Here is a 15,070-nt window from a genome sequence, read left to right as displayed (position 1 = left end):
GCGCTCTTGGAGTCGACTTGTACGGCGCCTTACGATCGGTTGGCGGGCCGAAGGTGCTTTCCTTGCCGGACGGCTGGGCGAGGTCCAGGCCCGCCTGCCGGGTTCGTGATCGGCAGGGAATCGGCCAGCGCGGCAGTTCCTTGGCCCGCCGCTCGAGAAAGGCCCGGAGAGCGGGATCCGTACTGAGCGTGGCCGCCTGGGCGTAGGGCGCGACCGCCGCCGTGGTGCGAAGCCGGTTGTACGGCGGGTCGCCCATAGAGATAACGCGCCGTCGTCGCAGCAGAAGATCATCTCGGTACTGTGGCCGGACTCCGCGATGTCGGCGTGGCGGGCTGGCGAGCACCGGCGGACGCCTTTCGCCCGGGCCGGGACCCTTGGGACTCCCCGGCAAGAACGCGACCGTTTTGTCCGCACCGCGGCTAATGGGAGCTAATGGGAGCTGAAGCCATGCTCCCGTGTCTATATGGGGACGCGTCCAGAAGCCGGTACGACAGGTCGGCGTCCGTCAACGACCGGACCCGGGCACGCTGTGTCGTCGTAGACGATCCCCGGGAGCTCCTGGAACCGCATCACACCATCAAGCCCGAAAACCCGGTGCGCGCCGGAGAAGGTGCCGCTGCCAGACCTGGTTTTCGTCGAAGTGGTTGTCGTAGAGGTCCTGGGCTTCGAGGATGCGCTCCAAGGCGGCCTCGCCCTTGGCGACCCGCTGCAGTTGACGGAAGTACTCGAAGCGCTCTATTCCGGGCGTGACGACGATCAGCAGATCGGCCTCGGTTCCGGGGGCGGCGGCGAAGGCATGGACGGCGCGAGGCGGGACCACGACCAGGTCTCCCTGCTCCGCCGTGAGGACGCGTTCTCCGGTGAGGATCTCGGCCGCTCCCCGCAGGACGTAGAAGAGCTCGCTGGCCCCGGTGTGATGGTGCGGCGATGCTCCCGAGGCTCCCTGCTCGAGAGTGATCCGCTGAGCGCTGAGAGCTCCCCCGACCTGACCGCTGTCGGCATACAGTCGCCCGGTCACCTGGGCGGTCGCGAGGATCTCGGTCTCCGCCTCTCGTACCACCACGACGTCATGGGATGGAACAGGTAGTGACATATGACAGCAACCCTTTCGGCGTCGGCAAAGTGCCCGTCTGCGGCGACGTTGCCGACATCTTCGTGGTGAGCCCGGTGGTCGCCTGACGCCGCGCCCTCGCACAGCTGTTGCCGTGCAGTCGCACCACCTGCCGCGGGGTGAGCGAGGAATCGTGGCGCAGGATCCGATCCTCCATCAGGCGGATGCGGGGATCGGGGTCGAGACCGAATACCTCGGCCATCTGCCTGCGTCCTTCGGCGATGAGGGACAGCGCGTCCGCCTGCCGGCCCGCCTGGTAGAGGGCGTGCGCGGTGAGCAAACGCAGCCGCTCCCGGTACGGGAAGGCCGCCAGCAGCCGTCCCAGTTCGGGGACCAGCACGGGGCCGAACCCCTGAGCCAGATCCGCCTCCGCCGCGTCCTCGATGAGGCCCCTGTGCAACTCGGCCAGGTAGTGCACCTCGTCACGGATCCACGGCCCGTCGGGAAAATCCGCCAGCGGCTCCCCCCGCCACTCGGCGAGTGCCTTGCGCAGCTCGGCCGACGCCTGCGCGCTGTGGCCCGCGGCGAAAAGCCTGCGGCCCTCCTGTGCCAGGATGCGCACCCGTCCGATGTCCAGGGACTCCTGCCGGACGGTCAGGCGGTAGCCCCTGGGGCGCCTGGCGAGGATCTTGTAGTCGCCGCGTCGCTCCGTACCCGGCTCGAGGATCCGGCGCAGCTTGGACACGTACACATGCAGGCCCCTCACGGCGACGCGACTGTTCGCGGTCTCCGGCCAGATCACGTCGATGAGCTGCTCGATGTCGATGGTCCTGTCCGCCCTGAGCATCAACGCGCCGAGCACCATGCGCTGCGTTCTGGGGCCGAGATCGAGTGACGTGCCGTCAGCCGCCAGCACCGCCGTCTCACCGAGTAGTCGGAAGTCCATGATCTCCTCCATGAATGCCGGAAGGCCCCTGGCCGGGGCCTCCCTCGGCCTGCCTGAATGAGAGGGTTACTGCGCGGGACGGCCGATGAAGGTGGTCCGGTTCCGCTCGGCGATCTCGGTGATGAGCGGAGCCAGTTCCTCCATCGCGCGCCCGGTGGGAACGTTCGCGTCGAGGTCGGCGAAGAGCTTTCCGGTGCCGTCGGTCAGGCTGAAAGCCAGGAACTTCGCGGCCTTGCTACGCACCTCGATGGTGTGCACGGCACCGGTGGGGACCGTGATCGACTCGCCGGGGCCCATCTCGTACCGCTTGGAGCCCACCTGAACCGACATCCTGCCGTGCAGCATGTAGTACGACTCGGGCCAGGGGTGCCGGTGCGGCGGGACGAAGCTACCTCGCTCGCCGTCGATCTCGAACAACTCGTACTCACCGTTGGTGTGCTCCGCGCCGACCTTCACCGTCGCGGTGCTGTCGACCGTGAACAGCTCCCTGCCCTCGCCGGCAAGGCTGTGGTGAATCTGCTGGGACATCGAATCTCCTTCTGTGGCGCGGGGGTTGCAGTCCCCGGTGCTACCGCTTTGCGCTCTCAGGCTAGGAACCTGGTGCGGTCGCGCTCCATCCCAGGCGAAGGGTGATCTCGCCCGGCCGGCACCCCCAGGAATCTGGGATGGTGGCCGGTGGACGACTCTTCGATACTGGGAGCATGGTGAACCAGGCACGGGCCTGCGAGGCCAGGCGCGCCCTATCCGCCCTCGCGGCGGCCGGCCTGAGCCCGGCCGACGTCCAGCAGGAGGCGATCGACGTGGTCGGCCGGGTCGTGCCGTACGACGCCACCTGCTGGGCGGCTGTGGACCCGCAGACCATGCTGCCCACCGGTTCGGTGACGGTCGACCTCAACCCCTCGAGACAGCAGGAGGCCCTGTTCGCCGAGATCGAGTACGGCCCCTCTGACGGCAACAGCTTCGCCGACCTGGCGCGGAGACAGGACCCCATCGGCCGGCTCTCCGACCTGCCGTTCGGCGAGGTCGTGCGCAGCCGGCGCTTCAACGAGCTCTACAAGTCCATCGGGGTGGCCTTCGACCTGCGCGCCTCCTTCGTCAGCGACGGTGCCTGCTGGGGAATCGCCGGCCTGATGCGCGGCCCTGGCGGACCCGACTTCTCCACGGCCGAGGCAGACTTCCTGGCCTCGGTCGCTCCGCTGATCGGCATAGCGCTGCGGACGGCGAACAGGAGCAGGATGCCCGGCACCCGTGCGGGCTCCGGCGGCCCGGTCGTGATCGTGGTCGGTGCCGGCGGCGAGTTCAAGGGCGCCACGCCCGCCGCCCTCGAATGGCTGGAGGCCTGGCAGGCGACACGCCCCGGCTGGCTCGACGTCGCGCTGCAGGCGGTGGCCGCCACGCTGTCCGGTTCCCCTACGGGCACAGCGTACGCCCGCATGCGTGACATCTCGGGGACCTGGGTCGCGCTCCGCGCCGCGCAGTTGGTGGCCCTGGACTCGCCGGCCGAGCGGGTGCTCATCACCGTCGAACCGGTACCCGCCGACGAGGTGATCAGCATCATGCTGACCTCCTACGCCCTGACCGCGCGGGAGCGAGAGGTGTGCGAGGAGATCCTCACGGGCCGTTCCACCGCCGAGATCGCCGACCGGTTGCATCTGTCGGCCTACACCATTCAGGACTACCTCAAATCGATCTTCGCGAAGGTCGGCGTACGCAGCCGCAACCAGCTCGTCGGCCGTCTCCGCGGCTCCTGAGGACAGGAACCGGCGGTGACTCCTCGACTCGGGTCGTGCGTCGGCTTCCGGTGTCACCGACCGGCTGCCCGGGATCTTCGAGGAAGATGACCTCGCCGGCCCGGAAGACGGCGCGCTTCAGGAGATGGCCCGCTCGATGCGGCAGAACGGCACTCGTGGCTGTCGGGCTCGTGCAGCGTCACAGCCGGGATCTCAGCACATCGACCTCGCAGCCTGGCGAGGACGGGTCGAAGCCGTGCTCGATCAGCCAGCGGACCGTCAGCAGGCTTCGCAGCGACCACCACGCGCGGATCACGTCGAGGTCGACATCGGTGCCGTAGCCGGCGACGACGTCGCCAAGGTGCTCCTCGTGTCCGAGCGTCAAGGTGGCGAGGTCGAACAGGGCATCGCCCTGGCCCGCCTCGGACCAGTCGATCACACCGGTGATCTCGTCACCGTCGACGAAAACGTGGGTGACCTGCAGGTCGCCGTGCGTGAACACCGGTGTCCACGGCCGGAGCGCGGCCTCGGCAACCCGGCGGTTGCGCATGACCAGGTCGGCGGGAAGGACGCCGTTCGTGACGAGCCACTCGCATTCGCCGTCGAGGTGCGATGCGACCTCGTCGAGGCTCCGGCCGGGCCATGGCGGCAGCGGCGCGTCGTGCAGCTTCCGTGCGGCGGCACCCGCCGCGGCCCACGCCGCCGACGACGCGGTCGACGGCTCGCCGAGGCGGCCGAGTGCCGTCCCCGGGAGGGCGGCGAGCGCGAGCACGGGCGGCCTGCGCCACAGGACCTCCGGAGTCGGGATCGGCGCCATGGCCATCGCCTCGACCTCGACGTCGGTGCGTGTCTGATCAGCGTCGATCTTCAGGAACACGTCGCCGACGCGCAGGGTCGCGCGCTCGTGATGGGCGACGACGACCTCGACCTCCTCCACGTCGGCCATTATCGCGGGATGACCACCGGCGTCGCCGGGTTCATCGCGTGCGACCGCGTGGCTGACCGCGTCCCGCCGCCCGGCGGCCTCGTGCACGACACCGGCCGCCGACGGGCTGCTGCCCGCACCGCGTCACCACGATCGTGCAGGCCATCGCGGTCCTGCACGCCATCGAGACAGGCCGCCACTCAGGGTGAAAAGCGTTGCCGGCACCAATGCCGTCTCAAGCAAATTCATGGCGTACACACGCAGCGTACGGAAGGATGACGCTGGAGGGCGCCGATCGCCCGCTGAACAATTGGACGCACGGTGGGCCTTGGGGAACTGGGCATGTCGCAGCACGGCTATTGGCGCGTATCTGACGGCACTCCCGTGGCGGCGGCGGAGGCCTGGGAGATCTGGGCCTGTGAGGCCTATCCCCTACTCGTCGGTGTGGCACGCACGTATCACGCAGTCATCACCTACAAGGAGCTTGCCGAGAAGATCCAGGAGAGTACAGGTATCCGCACCAGGGCTCTGCTCCACAACTGGATCGGATCCGTCCTGAGCAAGGTGGTTCGGGAAGCTCACCACCGCGGCGATCCGCCGCTTACCGCTCTGGTGGTACGCACCGATGACGGCATGGTAGGCGAGGGCTACAAGGAAGTTCTCAAGATTGCCGGAGAGCCGTCAGTGAACGACCTTCAAGACCGCGAGTGGCACGCCGCTCGCTCTCGGCTGGCGTGCTACCGCCGCTTCGGCGCGCCCCTGCCCCCTGATGGCGGCGTTCCTGCACTCGCCCCCCGGCATCAAGCTGCCATCGAGCGTCGACACATACCCGCGGAGAAGCCTCTCCGGATCTGTCCCCGCTGCTTCGTGCAGCTTCCCGCGACCGGCGCTTGCGACTCATGCGACTAGCGGCGACTGAACCGAGAAGAGTCAGTTCTCCTCAATCGTTCGCACAGGACGGCGCCCCGCCGACTTACCAGCCGGTGGGACGCTTCCACGGAGCAAAAGCCCGGCTCCAAGTGAGCGGAATGACCACCGCCCCACATCCCGGTCTGATGGATGTATGAATCGCCCCGGCTTTGATGGAGACCTTGGTGTGCCCCGGGTCTCGTGGGGCGGGTTTCTGAACTGTCATGCCACGATGGTCGTGTTTTCGAACTCTGTCGGGGTCAGCGTGCCCAGGCTGCTGTGCCGCCGCCGGTTATGCCAGATCTCCAGATACTCGAAACCGGCGTCGCACCATGTCTCGTCCTTCTGCTTTGCGGGCGGCGTTCAGCCAGCCGGATCATGGCGCATCGGGCTGAAGACCCGGGCGACGAGCGAGCGGAGTGTCTCGAGGTCGCCCTCAGCGAAGCCCGCGGAACGGGCCTGCACGAGCACGTTGCCGATGGCCGTCGCCTCCACGGGTCCCGCGAGCACCGGGAGGCCCGAGCGGTCGGCCGTGCGCCGGCAGAGCAGCTCGTTGAGCGCGCCGCCGCCCACGATGTGGATCGTCTCGACGCCGACGCCCGAGAGGGCCGACGCGGTGCGCACGGCACTCGCGAACGCCTCTGCCAGGCTCTCGACGATCGAGCGGGCGAACTCCGCGCGGCTCCGCGGCGCGGCGACCCCGCGCTCGGCGCACCACTCCGCGATGCGCCCCGGCAGGTCGCCCGGGGCGAGGAACCGCGGGTCGTTCGCGTCGAACACGGGCACCGCGGTCGTGACCGCGGCCGCCTGTGCGAGAAGCCCGGGCAGGTCGATCGACGACCCGTCGCGCTCCCACCAGCGCACCGACTCCGACAGCAGCCAGAGCCCCATGACGTTGTGCAGGAAGCGCACCCGGCCGTCGACGCCGCCCTCGTTGGTGAAGTTCGCCTCGCGCGCGGCGTCCGTGGTCACCGGCCGCTCGAGCTCGACGCCGACGAGGCCCCAGGTGCCGCAGGAGATGTAGGCCGCGGACTCGGGGCGCATCGGCACGGCGACGACCGCCGAGGCCGTGTCGTGCGAGCCGACGGCCACGACCTGCATCCCGGCGGGAGCGCCGAGTTCGGCGGCGACCCCGGGCCGCAGGCCGCCGAGTGAGGCGCCCGGCGAGACGAGGCGGGGCAGCACGGACGCCTCGACCCCGAGCCGCTCGGCGAGCTCGCGGTCCCATTCGCCCGTCTCGACGTCCAGCAGCCCGGTCGTCGAGGCGTTGGTGCGCTCGGCGACCTTCGCGCCCGTGAGCTGGAAGCCGACGAGGTCGGGGACGAGCAGGAGCGAATCGGCGAGCCCGAGGCATCCGCCCGCCCGCTCGGCCGCGAGCTGGTACACGGTGTTGAACGGCAGGAACTGCAGGCCGTTGCGGCGGTAGAGCTCCTCGAACGGCACCCGCGCGTGCACTGCCTCGACCGCGGCCTCGTTGCGTTCGTCGCGGTAGTGGAACGGCTCGCCGAGGACGCGGTCGCCGCGCAGCAGCGCGTAGTCGACGGCCCAGGAGTCCACGCCGATCGACGCGACGCCGGGCTCGCGGCGGAACGCGTCCGCGAGCCCGTGCGTGAGGTCGCGGTACAGGCCCGTGAGATCCCAGTGCAGGCCCGACGCCAGGCGCACGGGCCTGTTCGGGAACCGCGCGACGTGGTCGAGCCCGAGCGTGCCGGCCGCCTGGTCGACGTGCCCGACGACGACCCGGCCGCTCGTGGCCCCAAGGTCGACCGCGGCGACCGCCCCGGCGGTCATCGCAGGAACGCGGTGGCGACCCCCGCGTCGACCGGGACGTGCAGGCCGGTGGTGTGGCTGAGCTCGGGGCCGGTGAGCACGAACACCGCGTTCGCGACGTGCTCGGGCAGCACCTCGCGCTTCAGGATCGTGCGCTGGGCGTAGAACCTGCCGAGGTCCTCCTCGGGGATGCCGTAGGTCTTCGCCCGGTTGGCGCCCCAGCCCGAGGCGAAGATGCCCGAGCCGCGCACGACGCCGTCGGGGTTGACGCCGTTGACCCTGACGCCGTGCTCGCCGAGCTCGACCGCGAGCAGGCGCACCTGGTGGGCCTGGTCGGCCTTCGTCGCCGAGTAGGCGATGTTGTTCGGGCCGGCGAACACCGAGTTCTTCGAGGAGATGTAGACGATGTCGCCGCCGAGGCCCTGCTCGATGAGCACCCGCGCGGCGGCCTTCGACACGAGGAACGAGCCCTTGGCCATGACATCGTGCTGCAGGTCCCAGTCGGCCTCGGTGGTCTCGAGGAGCGGCTTCGAGAGCGAGAGGCCGGCGTTGTTCACCACGAGGTCGAGGCCGCCGAAGGCGAGCACCGCCTCGTCGATCGCGGCCTGCACCTGCGCGGCGTCCGTCACGTTCGCCTGCACGCCGATCGCGACATCCGTGCCGCCGAGCTCGGACGCCACCGCCTGCGCCTTCTCGAGGTCGAGGTCGGCGACGACGACGCAGGCGCCCTCGGCCGCGAGCCGGGTGGCGACGGCCTTGCCGATGCCGGAGGCAGCGCCGGTGACGAGCGCGATGCGCGTCGCGTGTGTCCTGGGCTTCGGCATACGCCGCAGCTTGGCCTCCTCGAGCGCCCAGTACTCGATGCGGAACTTCTCCTCGTCGGAGATGGGGGCATAGGCCGACAGCGCCTCGGCGCCGCGCATCACGTTGATCGCGTTCACGTAGAACTCTCCGGCCACGCGCGCGGTCTGTTTGTCCTTGCCGAACGAGAACATGCCGACGCCGGGCACGAGCACGATCGCCGGGTCGGCGCCGCGGATCGCGGGGGAATCCTCGGTCGCGTAGGCGTCGTAGTACGCCCGATAGTCGGCGCGGTACTGCTCGTGCAGCTCCTTGAGGCGCGCGATGCTCTCCTCGACGCTCGCCGACGCCGACAGGTCGAGCACGAGCGGCTTCACCTTCGTGCGCAGGAAGTGGTCGGGGCAGCTCGTGCCGAGCGCCGCGAGCGGCTGCAGCTTCTCCCGGGAGAGGAACTCGAGCACCACCTCGCTGTCGGTGAAGTGGCCGAGCCGCGGCCCGTCGTACGACGCGAGCCCGCGGATCGTCGGCGCGAGCGCGGCGGCCTTCGCGCGCCGCTCGGCCTCGGGCAGCGGCTCGTAGCCCGGCACGACCGCGCCGAACGGCTCCGGCCTGCCGTGCTCGGCGAGGTACGCCGCGGCGGTGTCGATGATCCAGAGCGAGTTCCTCTCGCTCTCCTCGGAGGTGTCGCCCCACGCGGTGATGCCGTGGCCGCCGAGGATGCAGCCGACCGCCCGCGGGTTCTTCGCCTTGATCTCCGCGATGTCGAGGCCGAGCTGGAAGCCCGGGCGGCGCCACGGCACCCACGCGACCCGGTCCCCGAAGATCCTCTTCGTGAGCTCCTCGCCGGCGGCGGCGGTCGCGACGGCGATGCCCGAATCCGGGTGCAGGTGGTCGACGTGCGCGGCGTCGACGAGGCCGTGCATGGCCGTGTCGATCGACGGCGCGGCGCCGCCTCTGCCGTGCGGTCCACCCAGCCCGAACAGGCAATGGTCGAACGCGGCGACCATCTCGTCCTCGCGTTCGACGCCCGGGTACACCTTCACGAGGTCGCGGAGCCGGTCGAGGCGCAGCACCGCGAGCCCGGCCTCGGTGAGCGTGCCGAGGTCGCCGCCCGAGCCCTTCACCCAGAGCAGTTCGACGGGCTCGCCCGTAACCGGGTCGGTCTCGGTGCCCTTCGCCGACGTGTTGCCGCCGGCGTAGTTCGTGTTCTTCGGGTCGGCGCCGAGGCGGTTCGACCGCGCGATGAGGTCTGCGGCTGCCTGGTTCGTCATGAGCGGGATCCTTCGGTGTGGCGGGTGGTGGTCTGTTCCCCGTCGGTTGGACAGGCCGCGTCGAGACCGTCGTGGTACCGGGAGTCTGAGGGTCCCCCGATCTCCCACGAGTCACCGAAGATCGATGCTCTCCGGGCGGGAGCGGTCGATTCTCGGCGACTCGACGGGCTCACGCGCCCCAGCCGGCCTGCGTGCCGCCGACGCGCTCCTCGGCGGTCCGGGCGAGGTAGCCCGACTCGGCGAAGGCCCTCATCGGGTCGGCGGGCAGACCCCGCGACTCGCGCCACTCCGCGAGGGCCGGGCGCACGTCGGTGTGGAACGCGTCCATGAAGACGCGGTTCGCCTCGAGTACGTCGCCACTGCGCTGGGCGGCGGCGAGGGCCTCACGGTCGACGAGCAGGGCACGCGCGGTCATCTCCTGCACGTTGAGCACCGAGCGGATCTGGCCGGGGATCTTGTGCTCGACGTTGTGGCACTGGTCGAGCATGAACGCGACGTCGGGGTGGTTGAGACCGCCGCCGCGGATGACTTCGAAGAGGATGCGGAACAGCTGGAACGGGTCGGCCGCGCCGACGATGAGGTCGTCGTCGGCGTAGAAGCGCGAGTTGAAGTCGAAGGAGCCGAGCTTGCCGAGGCGCAGCAACTGCATGACGATGAACTCGATGTTGGTTCCGGGCGCGTGGTGGCCGGTGTCGAGGCAGACCATGGCCCTGTCGCCGAGCGCGGCGACCTGGGCGTAGCTCGTGCCCCAGTCGGGCACGTCGGTGTGGTAGAACGCCGGCTCGAAGAACTTGTACTCGAGCACGAGGCGCTGCCCGTCGCCGAGCCGGTCGTAGACCGTCTTCAGCGACTCGTGCAGGCGATCCTGACGGCCGCGCAGGTCGGCCTGGCCCGGGTAGTTCGAGCCCTCGGCGAGCCAGATCTTCAGGTCGCGGCCGCCGGTGGCGTGCATGATGTCGATGCACTCGAAGTGGTGGTCGATCGCCTTCCGCCGAACCCTCGGATCCTCGTGGGTGAGGGCGCCGAACCTGTAGTCGTCGTCCTGGAAGGTGTTCGAGTTGATCGTGCCGAGGGCGACGCCGAGGTCCTCGGCGTGCCTGCGCAGGTCGTCGTAGGAGCCGACCGTGTCCCACGGGATGTGCAGGGCCACGGTCGGCGCGAGTGCCGTGTACGCGTGCACCTGCGCGGCATCCGCGATCTTCTCGTACGGATCGCGCGGCGTGCCCGGTGTCGAGAAGACCTTGAAGCGGGTGCCCGAGTTGCCGAACGCCCAGCTCGGCAACTCGATGGCCTGCCGCTCGAGCTCGGCCAGGGTCTCGGGGGAGAGCGTGGTCACGATCGCTTCTTTCTGTCGGTCGGATGCCGCGGCCCGGTTCGTCGTCGAGGGCGGCGAACCGGGCTTCGAGGTGGAAGATCTCGGTCGGGCGCCGGGCGCCCCGGTCGGGCCGATCGTCGTCGGACGCACCCGCGCTCGAGAGTCTCGGCTCGGTCGAAGGGTCGGTCGAAGGCGGGCGATGTAGGATTGAAACGTTTCAAAGCGTAGTTACAACGGCCGGCGCGAGCAAGTCATGCCAGTCGCAACGCGCTATGTTCTCGGAGTGCCTCGGCGATCCGAGAGGTCGCCGCCTTCAGAGTGTGGTTGTGCGCGGCGATGCTCGCAGCGAGCGAGAAGCCGGCAGCCAGGCTGAGCACCAAGGGGAGAACTGATGACGGTGAGCGTTCGCGATGTCGCAGCCGCGGCGTCAGTCTCGGTGGGTACCGTCTCCAATGTCCTGAACCACCCGGACAAGGTCGCCCCGGCGACCGTCGAACGCGTGCTCTCCGCGATCGAAGAACTGGGCTTTGTCCGGAACGACGCGGCTCGACAGTTACGAGCTGGAAGAAGTCGTTCGATCGGGTTGGTGGTGCTTGACGTGCGCAACCCTTTCTTCACCGAGGTCGCGCGCGGCGCCGAAGATCGCGCGGCCGCGGAAGGCCTGACCGTGCTGCTCGGCAACAGCGGCGCGAACAGCGTCCGAGAGGCGGCGTATCTCGATCTCTTCGAGGAGCAGCGGGTTCACGGCCTGCTGATCACTCCGCTCAACGAGGAACTCTCCAGGCTTGAGCGGTTGCGCCGCGGCGGTACTCCGGTCGTGCTCGTCGACAGGCAGGCTCCTCCTCGCAGCTTCTCCTCGGTGGCGGTCGACGACGTCGCCGGCGGGTTCCTCGCCGCTCAGCACCTGCTGGAGCGGGGCCGCCGTCGGATCGCCTTCGTGGGTGGGCCACTCGGCATCCGGCAGGTCTCCGATCGTCTTGAGGGTGCTCGCCGCGCTGTCGCCAAGGTCGCGGGCGCCGCGATCGAGGTGTTTCCAACCGAGAGCCTGACGGTGCTGGAGGGCCGTACCGCCGGCGAGGCCCTGCAGGCGAGAACCCCGGCGGAGCGCCCCGACGCGGTGTTCGCCGCCAATGACCTGCTTGCGATGGGACTGTTGCAGGCGCTTATGCTGCGAGGAAAACTACGGGTGCCGGAAGACATGGCACTGATCGGATACGACGACATCGATTTCGCCGCCGCGGCGATCGTGCCGTTCTCATCGATCAGGCAGCCGGCCGCCCTGCTCGGTCAGACGGCGGTCGATCTCCTGCTCCAGGAGGCGTCGGGCCGCGGAACGAAGGAAGTCAGACAGGTCGTCTTCCGACCCGAACTCGTGGAGCGAGCTTCAACGCAAGCCTGATTCCACCTCCACTCCAGGGCACGCGGACACTCCAGGGCACGCGGACACTCCGGGGCACGCGGACGTTTCGCCTTCCCGCGCCCTTTCGCAGGCCTGCGCGGCGCCAGAACCCGCCTCGGCCGGCACCGACGGAGGCAGCCTGCTGTCACCTGTCCCGCCGGCACACACCTGCCACGCCCGAGGTCACCACTCGGTGACGAGAAGCACCACGAGTGGTGACCGCAGGCCTCATGACCGGCTCACCGGCCGAGCCCGAGCAGGCGCACGCCCTCCTCGCGCATCTCGACCTTGCGGATCTTGCCGGTGACCGTCATCGGGAACCCGTCGACGACGTGGACGTAGCGCGGGATCTTGTAGTGGGCGAGCTTGCCGGCGCAGAACTCCCTGACGGCCTCGGCGGTCAGGGGTGTGCCGCCCTCGCGGATGACGATCCAGGCCATGAGCTCCTCGCCGTACCTCTCGTCGGGCACGCCGATCACCTGCACGTCGGCGATGTCGGGGTGGCGGTAGAGGAACTCCTCGATCTCGCGCGGGTAGACGTTCTCGCCGCCCCTGATGACCATGTCCTTGATCCGGCCGACCACGTTGACGTAACCGTCGGCGTCCATGGTGGCCAGGTCGCCGGTGTGCATCCAGCGGGCGGCGTCGACGGCCTCGGCCGTGCGCTCCGGCTCGTTCCAGTAGCCGAGCATGACCGAGTAGCCGCGCGTGCACAGTTCGCCGGGCTCGCCGCGCGGCACGGTCAGCCCGGTCTCCGGGTGCGTGATCTTGACTTCGACGTGCGGCATCACCTGTCCGACGGTCTCGGTGCGACGCTCCAGGCTGTCGTCGGACCTGGTCATGGTGGAGACGGGCGAGGTCTCGGTCATGCCGTAACAGATGGCGACCTCGGCCATGTTCATCTCGGTGACGACGCGCTTCATCACCTCGACAGGGCAGGGCGAGCCCGCCATGATGCCGGTGCGCAGGCTGGACAGGTCGTACCGCCCCGCGAGGGTGAGCTCGGCGATGAACATGGTCGGCACGCCGTACAGGGAGGTGCATCGTTCCTGCTGTACGGCCCGCAGCGTCGCCTCGGGGTCGAAGCCGGGCGCGGGGATCACCACGCACGCGCCGTGGGAGGTGGCGCCGAGGTTGCCCATCACCATGCCGAAGCAGTGGTAGAAGGGCACCGGCAGGCACACCCTGTCGTGCTCGTCGTAGTGGAGGAGCTCGCCGACGAAGAACCCGTTGTTGAGGATGTTGTGGTGCGAGAGCGTGGCGCCCTTGGGGAAGCCGGTCGTGCCGGAGGTGTACTGGATGTTGATCGCGTCGTCGGCGCTCAGCGACGCCATGCGCTCGCGCAGCCGCTCCTCGGGGGCGGTCAGCGCCAGCAGCCGGTCCCAGCCGGGGTCGCCGAGGTAGACGACGTCGGCGAACCCGATCTCCTCGACCATCGCGCGGTAGTCGCTGCCCTTGTGCGTGAGCGCGCTGATGAGCAGGCGCAGGCCCGACTGCCTGACGACGTAGTCGAGCTCGTGGCCGCGGTAGGCGGGGTTGATGTTGACCAGGATCGCGCCGATCTTCGCGGTGGCGTACTGGACGATCACCCATTCGGCGCGGTTGGGTGCCCAGATGCCGATCCGGTCGCCCTTGGCGATGCCGGAGGCGAGGAGCGCGAGGGCCAGCCGGTTCACGTCGGCGTCGAGCTCGGCGTAGGTCCAGCGACGACCGGAGGGCACGTCGACGAGTGCCTCGCGGTCGCCGAAGCGCCGTACGGTCCGCTCGAAGTTGTCGCCGATGGTCTCGCCCAGTAGCGGGGTCGGCGCCACTGCGCTCGAGTAGGAGTGCATGTCACAACCTCCGGTCGATGGGTTCATTGAAGATCATGGTGTGCCCGGGTGGCCGGCGGGGATCGCCGGTCAGGTGAGATTCTTGAGTGCCTGGTTCTGCCAGGCGGTGTTGGTGGGGAGCTCGGCGGTGCCGCCGGCGAACGCCCCGCGAGCCTGGGTGTCGGCCTGGAGGCGGTACCTCAGCCAGGCGGTCACGTAGCCGAGGAAGGCCCCGCCGGTGTTCTGGATGTCGTTGTGCCCCGCGCCCTTGAGCAGCGCCCTGCCCGCTCCGGCGGTGGCCTGGTCGTAGTAGCCCTGCACGGTCGCGGCCGAGGAGATCAGCCAGTCGTTCGCGCCGCTGAGGAAGAGCACCGGGCAGGTCAGATCGGCGACGGAGAACTCGTCTCCCGGGCCGGCCATCCACTGCGCGGGCACGGCGATCGGCACGACGGTCTTGATCAGCCCGGCGGAGTGGTTGGCCGCGTTGATGGATCCGCCCGCGCCCTGGGAGTGGCCGACGGCGGCGACCTGGGCGGTGTTCAGCTTGCCGTGGAAGACGCTGGCGGGGTCTGCGCCGAGGCCGACGAGGTGCTGGGCGGCGGCGAGGATCTCGGCTCCGGTGCCCGTGGTCGTGTCGGTGGAGGCGACCACCGCGAAGCCCCACGAGGCGAGGTGGTTGAGCAGTCCCGGATAGTTGTCGGGGGTGGCCCACGAGCCGTTGCCCCATGTGACGATCGGGTGGGTGACGCCGCCCGAGCCCAGGGTCGCGGGGTAGTAGAGCCGGTGGCCGCCCGAGGTGCCGGTGGCGACCGGCCACGGGCCCGCCGCCTTGTAGATCGTCTCGATGGTGGAGGCGGCGTTGGCCTCGGTGGTCCACGACAGGAATCCGGCCGACACGAGGCCGAGCGCCCCTGCCCGCAACGCCTGCCGACGGGTGAAGTTCTCCATGGTCACCTCGTGGATTGTTCGGAGACGCGAACGTCTCCTGAGAGAGAAATACGATTCCGGACAGCCGACGCCGTCTTGGTCGGTGAGCGCGTCCTCCAGCACGTGGCCCTTGGGGCGGGCATCGTGTGCCGGCCCCACCGCGCCTGCGTGTCCAGCGGCGCGAAGGTCCGCAGCCCGGTGGCGTCGGCGGTGAG

13 protein-coding genes are annotated in these 15,070 nt (G+C 69.6%); 3 read left to right on the top strand and 10 right to left on the bottom strand.

All coding sequences use genetic code 11. From position 1 onward, the window contains the following. Window positions 1–577 precede the first annotated feature (577 nt). The 3 genes from AB0N02_RS16975 to AB0N02_RS16965 all read right to left on the bottom strand — a co-directional run bounded on the left by AB0N02_RS16975 (window position 578) and on the right by AB0N02_RS16965 (window position 2,525). Window positions 578–1,063 (bottom strand): cupin domain-containing protein, encoded by a 486-nt coding sequence (locus AB0N02_RS16975; RefSeq protein ID WP_363946833.1) that lies wholly within the window; start codon window positions 1,061–1,063, stop codon window positions 578–580. Between the two features lie 4 nt (window positions 1,064–1,067). Further along, window positions 1,068–1,997: an AfsR/SARP family transcriptional regulator gene (locus AB0N02_RS16970; protein WP_363946830.1), complete on the bottom strand. Its 930-nt coding sequence runs from the start codon at window positions 1,995–1,997 to the stop codon at window positions 1,068–1,070. Between the two features lie 66 nt (window positions 1,998–2,063). Next, window positions 2,064–2,525 carry a cupin domain-containing protein gene (locus AB0N02_RS16965; RefSeq protein ID WP_067175093.1) on the bottom strand — a complete coding sequence of 154 codons (462 nt, stop codon included), beginning with the start codon at window positions 2,523–2,525 and terminating at the stop codon, window positions 2,064–2,066. 173 nt (window positions 2,526–2,698) lie between these two features. On the opposite strand from AB0N02_RS16965, the gene AB0N02_RS16960 reads away from it, so the two are divergent. Next, window positions 2,699–3,748 carry a LuxR C-terminal-related transcriptional regulator gene (locus AB0N02_RS16960; protein ID WP_363946827.1) on the top strand — a complete coding sequence of 350 codons (1,050 nt, stop codon included), beginning with the start codon at window positions 2,699–2,701 and terminating at the stop codon, window positions 3,746–3,748. 178 nt (window positions 3,749–3,926) lie between these two features. Here the strand turns inward: AB0N02_RS16960 and AB0N02_RS16955 are convergent, their stop codons facing one another. Next, entirely contained in the window at window positions 3,927–4,673 is a 747-nt protein-coding gene (locus AB0N02_RS16955) for a phosphotransferase (RefSeq protein ID WP_363946824.1), read from the bottom strand. Window positions 4,674–4,994: 321 nt separating this feature from the next. On the opposite strand from AB0N02_RS16955, the gene AB0N02_RS16950 reads away from it, so the two are divergent. Then, window positions 4,995–5,561 carry a hypothetical protein gene (locus AB0N02_RS16950; RefSeq protein ID WP_363946821.1) on the top strand — a complete coding sequence of 189 codons (567 nt, stop codon included), beginning with the start codon at window positions 4,995–4,997 and terminating at the stop codon, window positions 5,559–5,561. Window positions 5,562–5,783: 222 nt separating this feature from the next. Here AB0N02_RS16950 and AB0N02_RS16945 read toward each other — a convergent pair whose 3' ends face one another. The 4 genes from AB0N02_RS16945 to rhaI all read right to left on the bottom strand — a co-directional run bounded on the left by AB0N02_RS16945 (window position 5,784) and on the right by rhaI (window position 10,739). Further along, window positions 5,784–5,870: a hypothetical protein gene (locus tag AB0N02_RS16945; RefSeq protein ID WP_363946919.1), complete on the bottom strand. Its 87-nt coding sequence runs from the start codon at window positions 5,868–5,870 to the stop codon at window positions 5,784–5,786. Between the two features lie 54 nt (window positions 5,871–5,924). Then, a complete protein-coding gene (locus AB0N02_RS16940; protein ID WP_363946818.1) occupies window positions 5,925–7,352 on the bottom strand; it encodes a rhamnulokinase family protein in 1,428 nt (475 codons plus the stop codon). Continuing rightward, window positions 7,349–9,403, bottom strand: coding sequence for a bifunctional aldolase/short-chain dehydrogenase (locus AB0N02_RS16935; protein WP_363946815.1), 2,055 nt, complete (start codon window positions 9,401–9,403; stop codon window positions 7,349–7,351). Before AB0N02_RS16935 ends, AB0N02_RS16940 begins: the two co-directional genes overlap by 4 nt. 169 nt (window positions 9,404–9,572) lie before the next feature. Then, entirely contained in the window at window positions 9,573–10,739 is a 1,167-nt protein-coding gene (rhaI, locus tag AB0N02_RS16930) for an L-rhamnose isomerase (protein ID WP_363946813.1), read from the bottom strand. A gap of 370 nt (window positions 10,740–11,109) precedes the next feature. Here rhaI and AB0N02_RS16925 point away from each other — a divergent pair, with 370 nt between their 5' ends. Continuing rightward, the gene (locus AB0N02_RS16925; protein ID WP_363946810.1) at window positions 11,110–12,117 is read left to right on the top strand and encodes a LacI family DNA-binding transcriptional regulator; all 1,008 of its coding nucleotides are present in this window, start codon (window positions 11,110–11,112) and stop codon (window positions 12,115–12,117) included. Window positions 12,118–12,356: 239 nt separating this feature from the next. On the opposite strand, the gene AB0N02_RS16920 is transcribed toward AB0N02_RS16925, so the two are convergent. Beyond that, the gene (locus AB0N02_RS16920; RefSeq protein WP_363946807.1) at window positions 12,357–13,949 is read right to left on the bottom strand and encodes an AMP-binding protein; all 1,593 of its coding nucleotides are present in this window, start codon (window positions 13,947–13,949) and stop codon (window positions 12,357–12,359) included. Between the two features lie 69 nt (window positions 13,950–14,018). Next, a complete protein-coding gene (locus AB0N02_RS16915) occupies window positions 14,019–14,876 on the bottom strand; it encodes an alpha/beta hydrolase (RefSeq protein WP_363946916.1) in 858 nt (285 codons plus the stop codon). Window positions 14,877–15,070: the final 194 nt, after the last annotated feature.

The sequence above is a fragment of the Streptosporangium sp. NPDC051022 genome (genome assembly GCF_040683035.1).
Lineage (GTDB): Bacteria > Actinomycetota > Actinomycetes > Streptosporangiales > Streptosporangiaceae > Streptosporangium.
The sequence above is the reverse complement of the archived record's forward strand: the minus strand, read 5'-3'. Positions and strand labels throughout refer to the sequence as shown.

Bases quoted from the DNA above. Each gene is read 5' to 3' on its own strand.
- AB0N02_RS16970 (WP_363946830.1), bottom strand. From the start codon at position 1,997: ATGGACTTCCGACTACTCGGTGAGACGGCGGTGCTGGCGGCTGACGGC.
- AB0N02_RS16965 (WP_067175093.1), bottom strand. From the start codon at position 2,525: ATGTCCCAGCAGATTCACCACAGCCTTGCCGGCGAGGGCAGGGAGCTG.
- AB0N02_RS16960 (WP_363946827.1), top strand. From the start codon at position 2,699: ATGGTGAACCAGGCACGGGCCTGCGAGGCCAGGCGCGCCCTATCCGCC.
- AB0N02_RS16955 (WP_363946824.1), bottom strand. From the start codon at position 4,673: ATGGCCGACGTGGAGGAGGTCGAGGTCGTCGTCGCCCATCACGAGCGC.
- AB0N02_RS16950 (WP_363946821.1), top strand. From the start codon at position 4,995: ATGTCGCAGCACGGCTATTGGCGCGTATCTGACGGCACTCCCGTGGCG.
- AB0N02_RS16940 (WP_363946818.1), bottom strand. From the start codon at position 7,352: ATGACCGCCGGGGCGGTCGCCGCGGTCGACCTTGGGGCCACGAGCGGC.
- AB0N02_RS16935 (WP_363946815.1), bottom strand. From the start codon at position 9,403: ATGACGAACCAGGCAGCCGCAGACCTCATCGCGCGGTCGAACCGCCTC.
- AB0N02_RS16925 (WP_363946810.1), top strand. From the start codon at position 11,110: ATGACGGTGAGCGTTCGCGATGTCGCAGCCGCGGCGTCAGTCTCGGTG.
- AB0N02_RS16920 (WP_363946807.1), bottom strand. From the start codon at position 13,949: ATGCACTCCTACTCGAGCGCAGTGGCGCCGACCCCGCTACTGGGCGAG.
- AB0N02_RS16915 (WP_363946916.1), bottom strand. From the start codon at position 14,876: ATGGAGAACTTCACCCGTCGGCAGGCGTTGCGGGCAGGGGCGCTCGGC.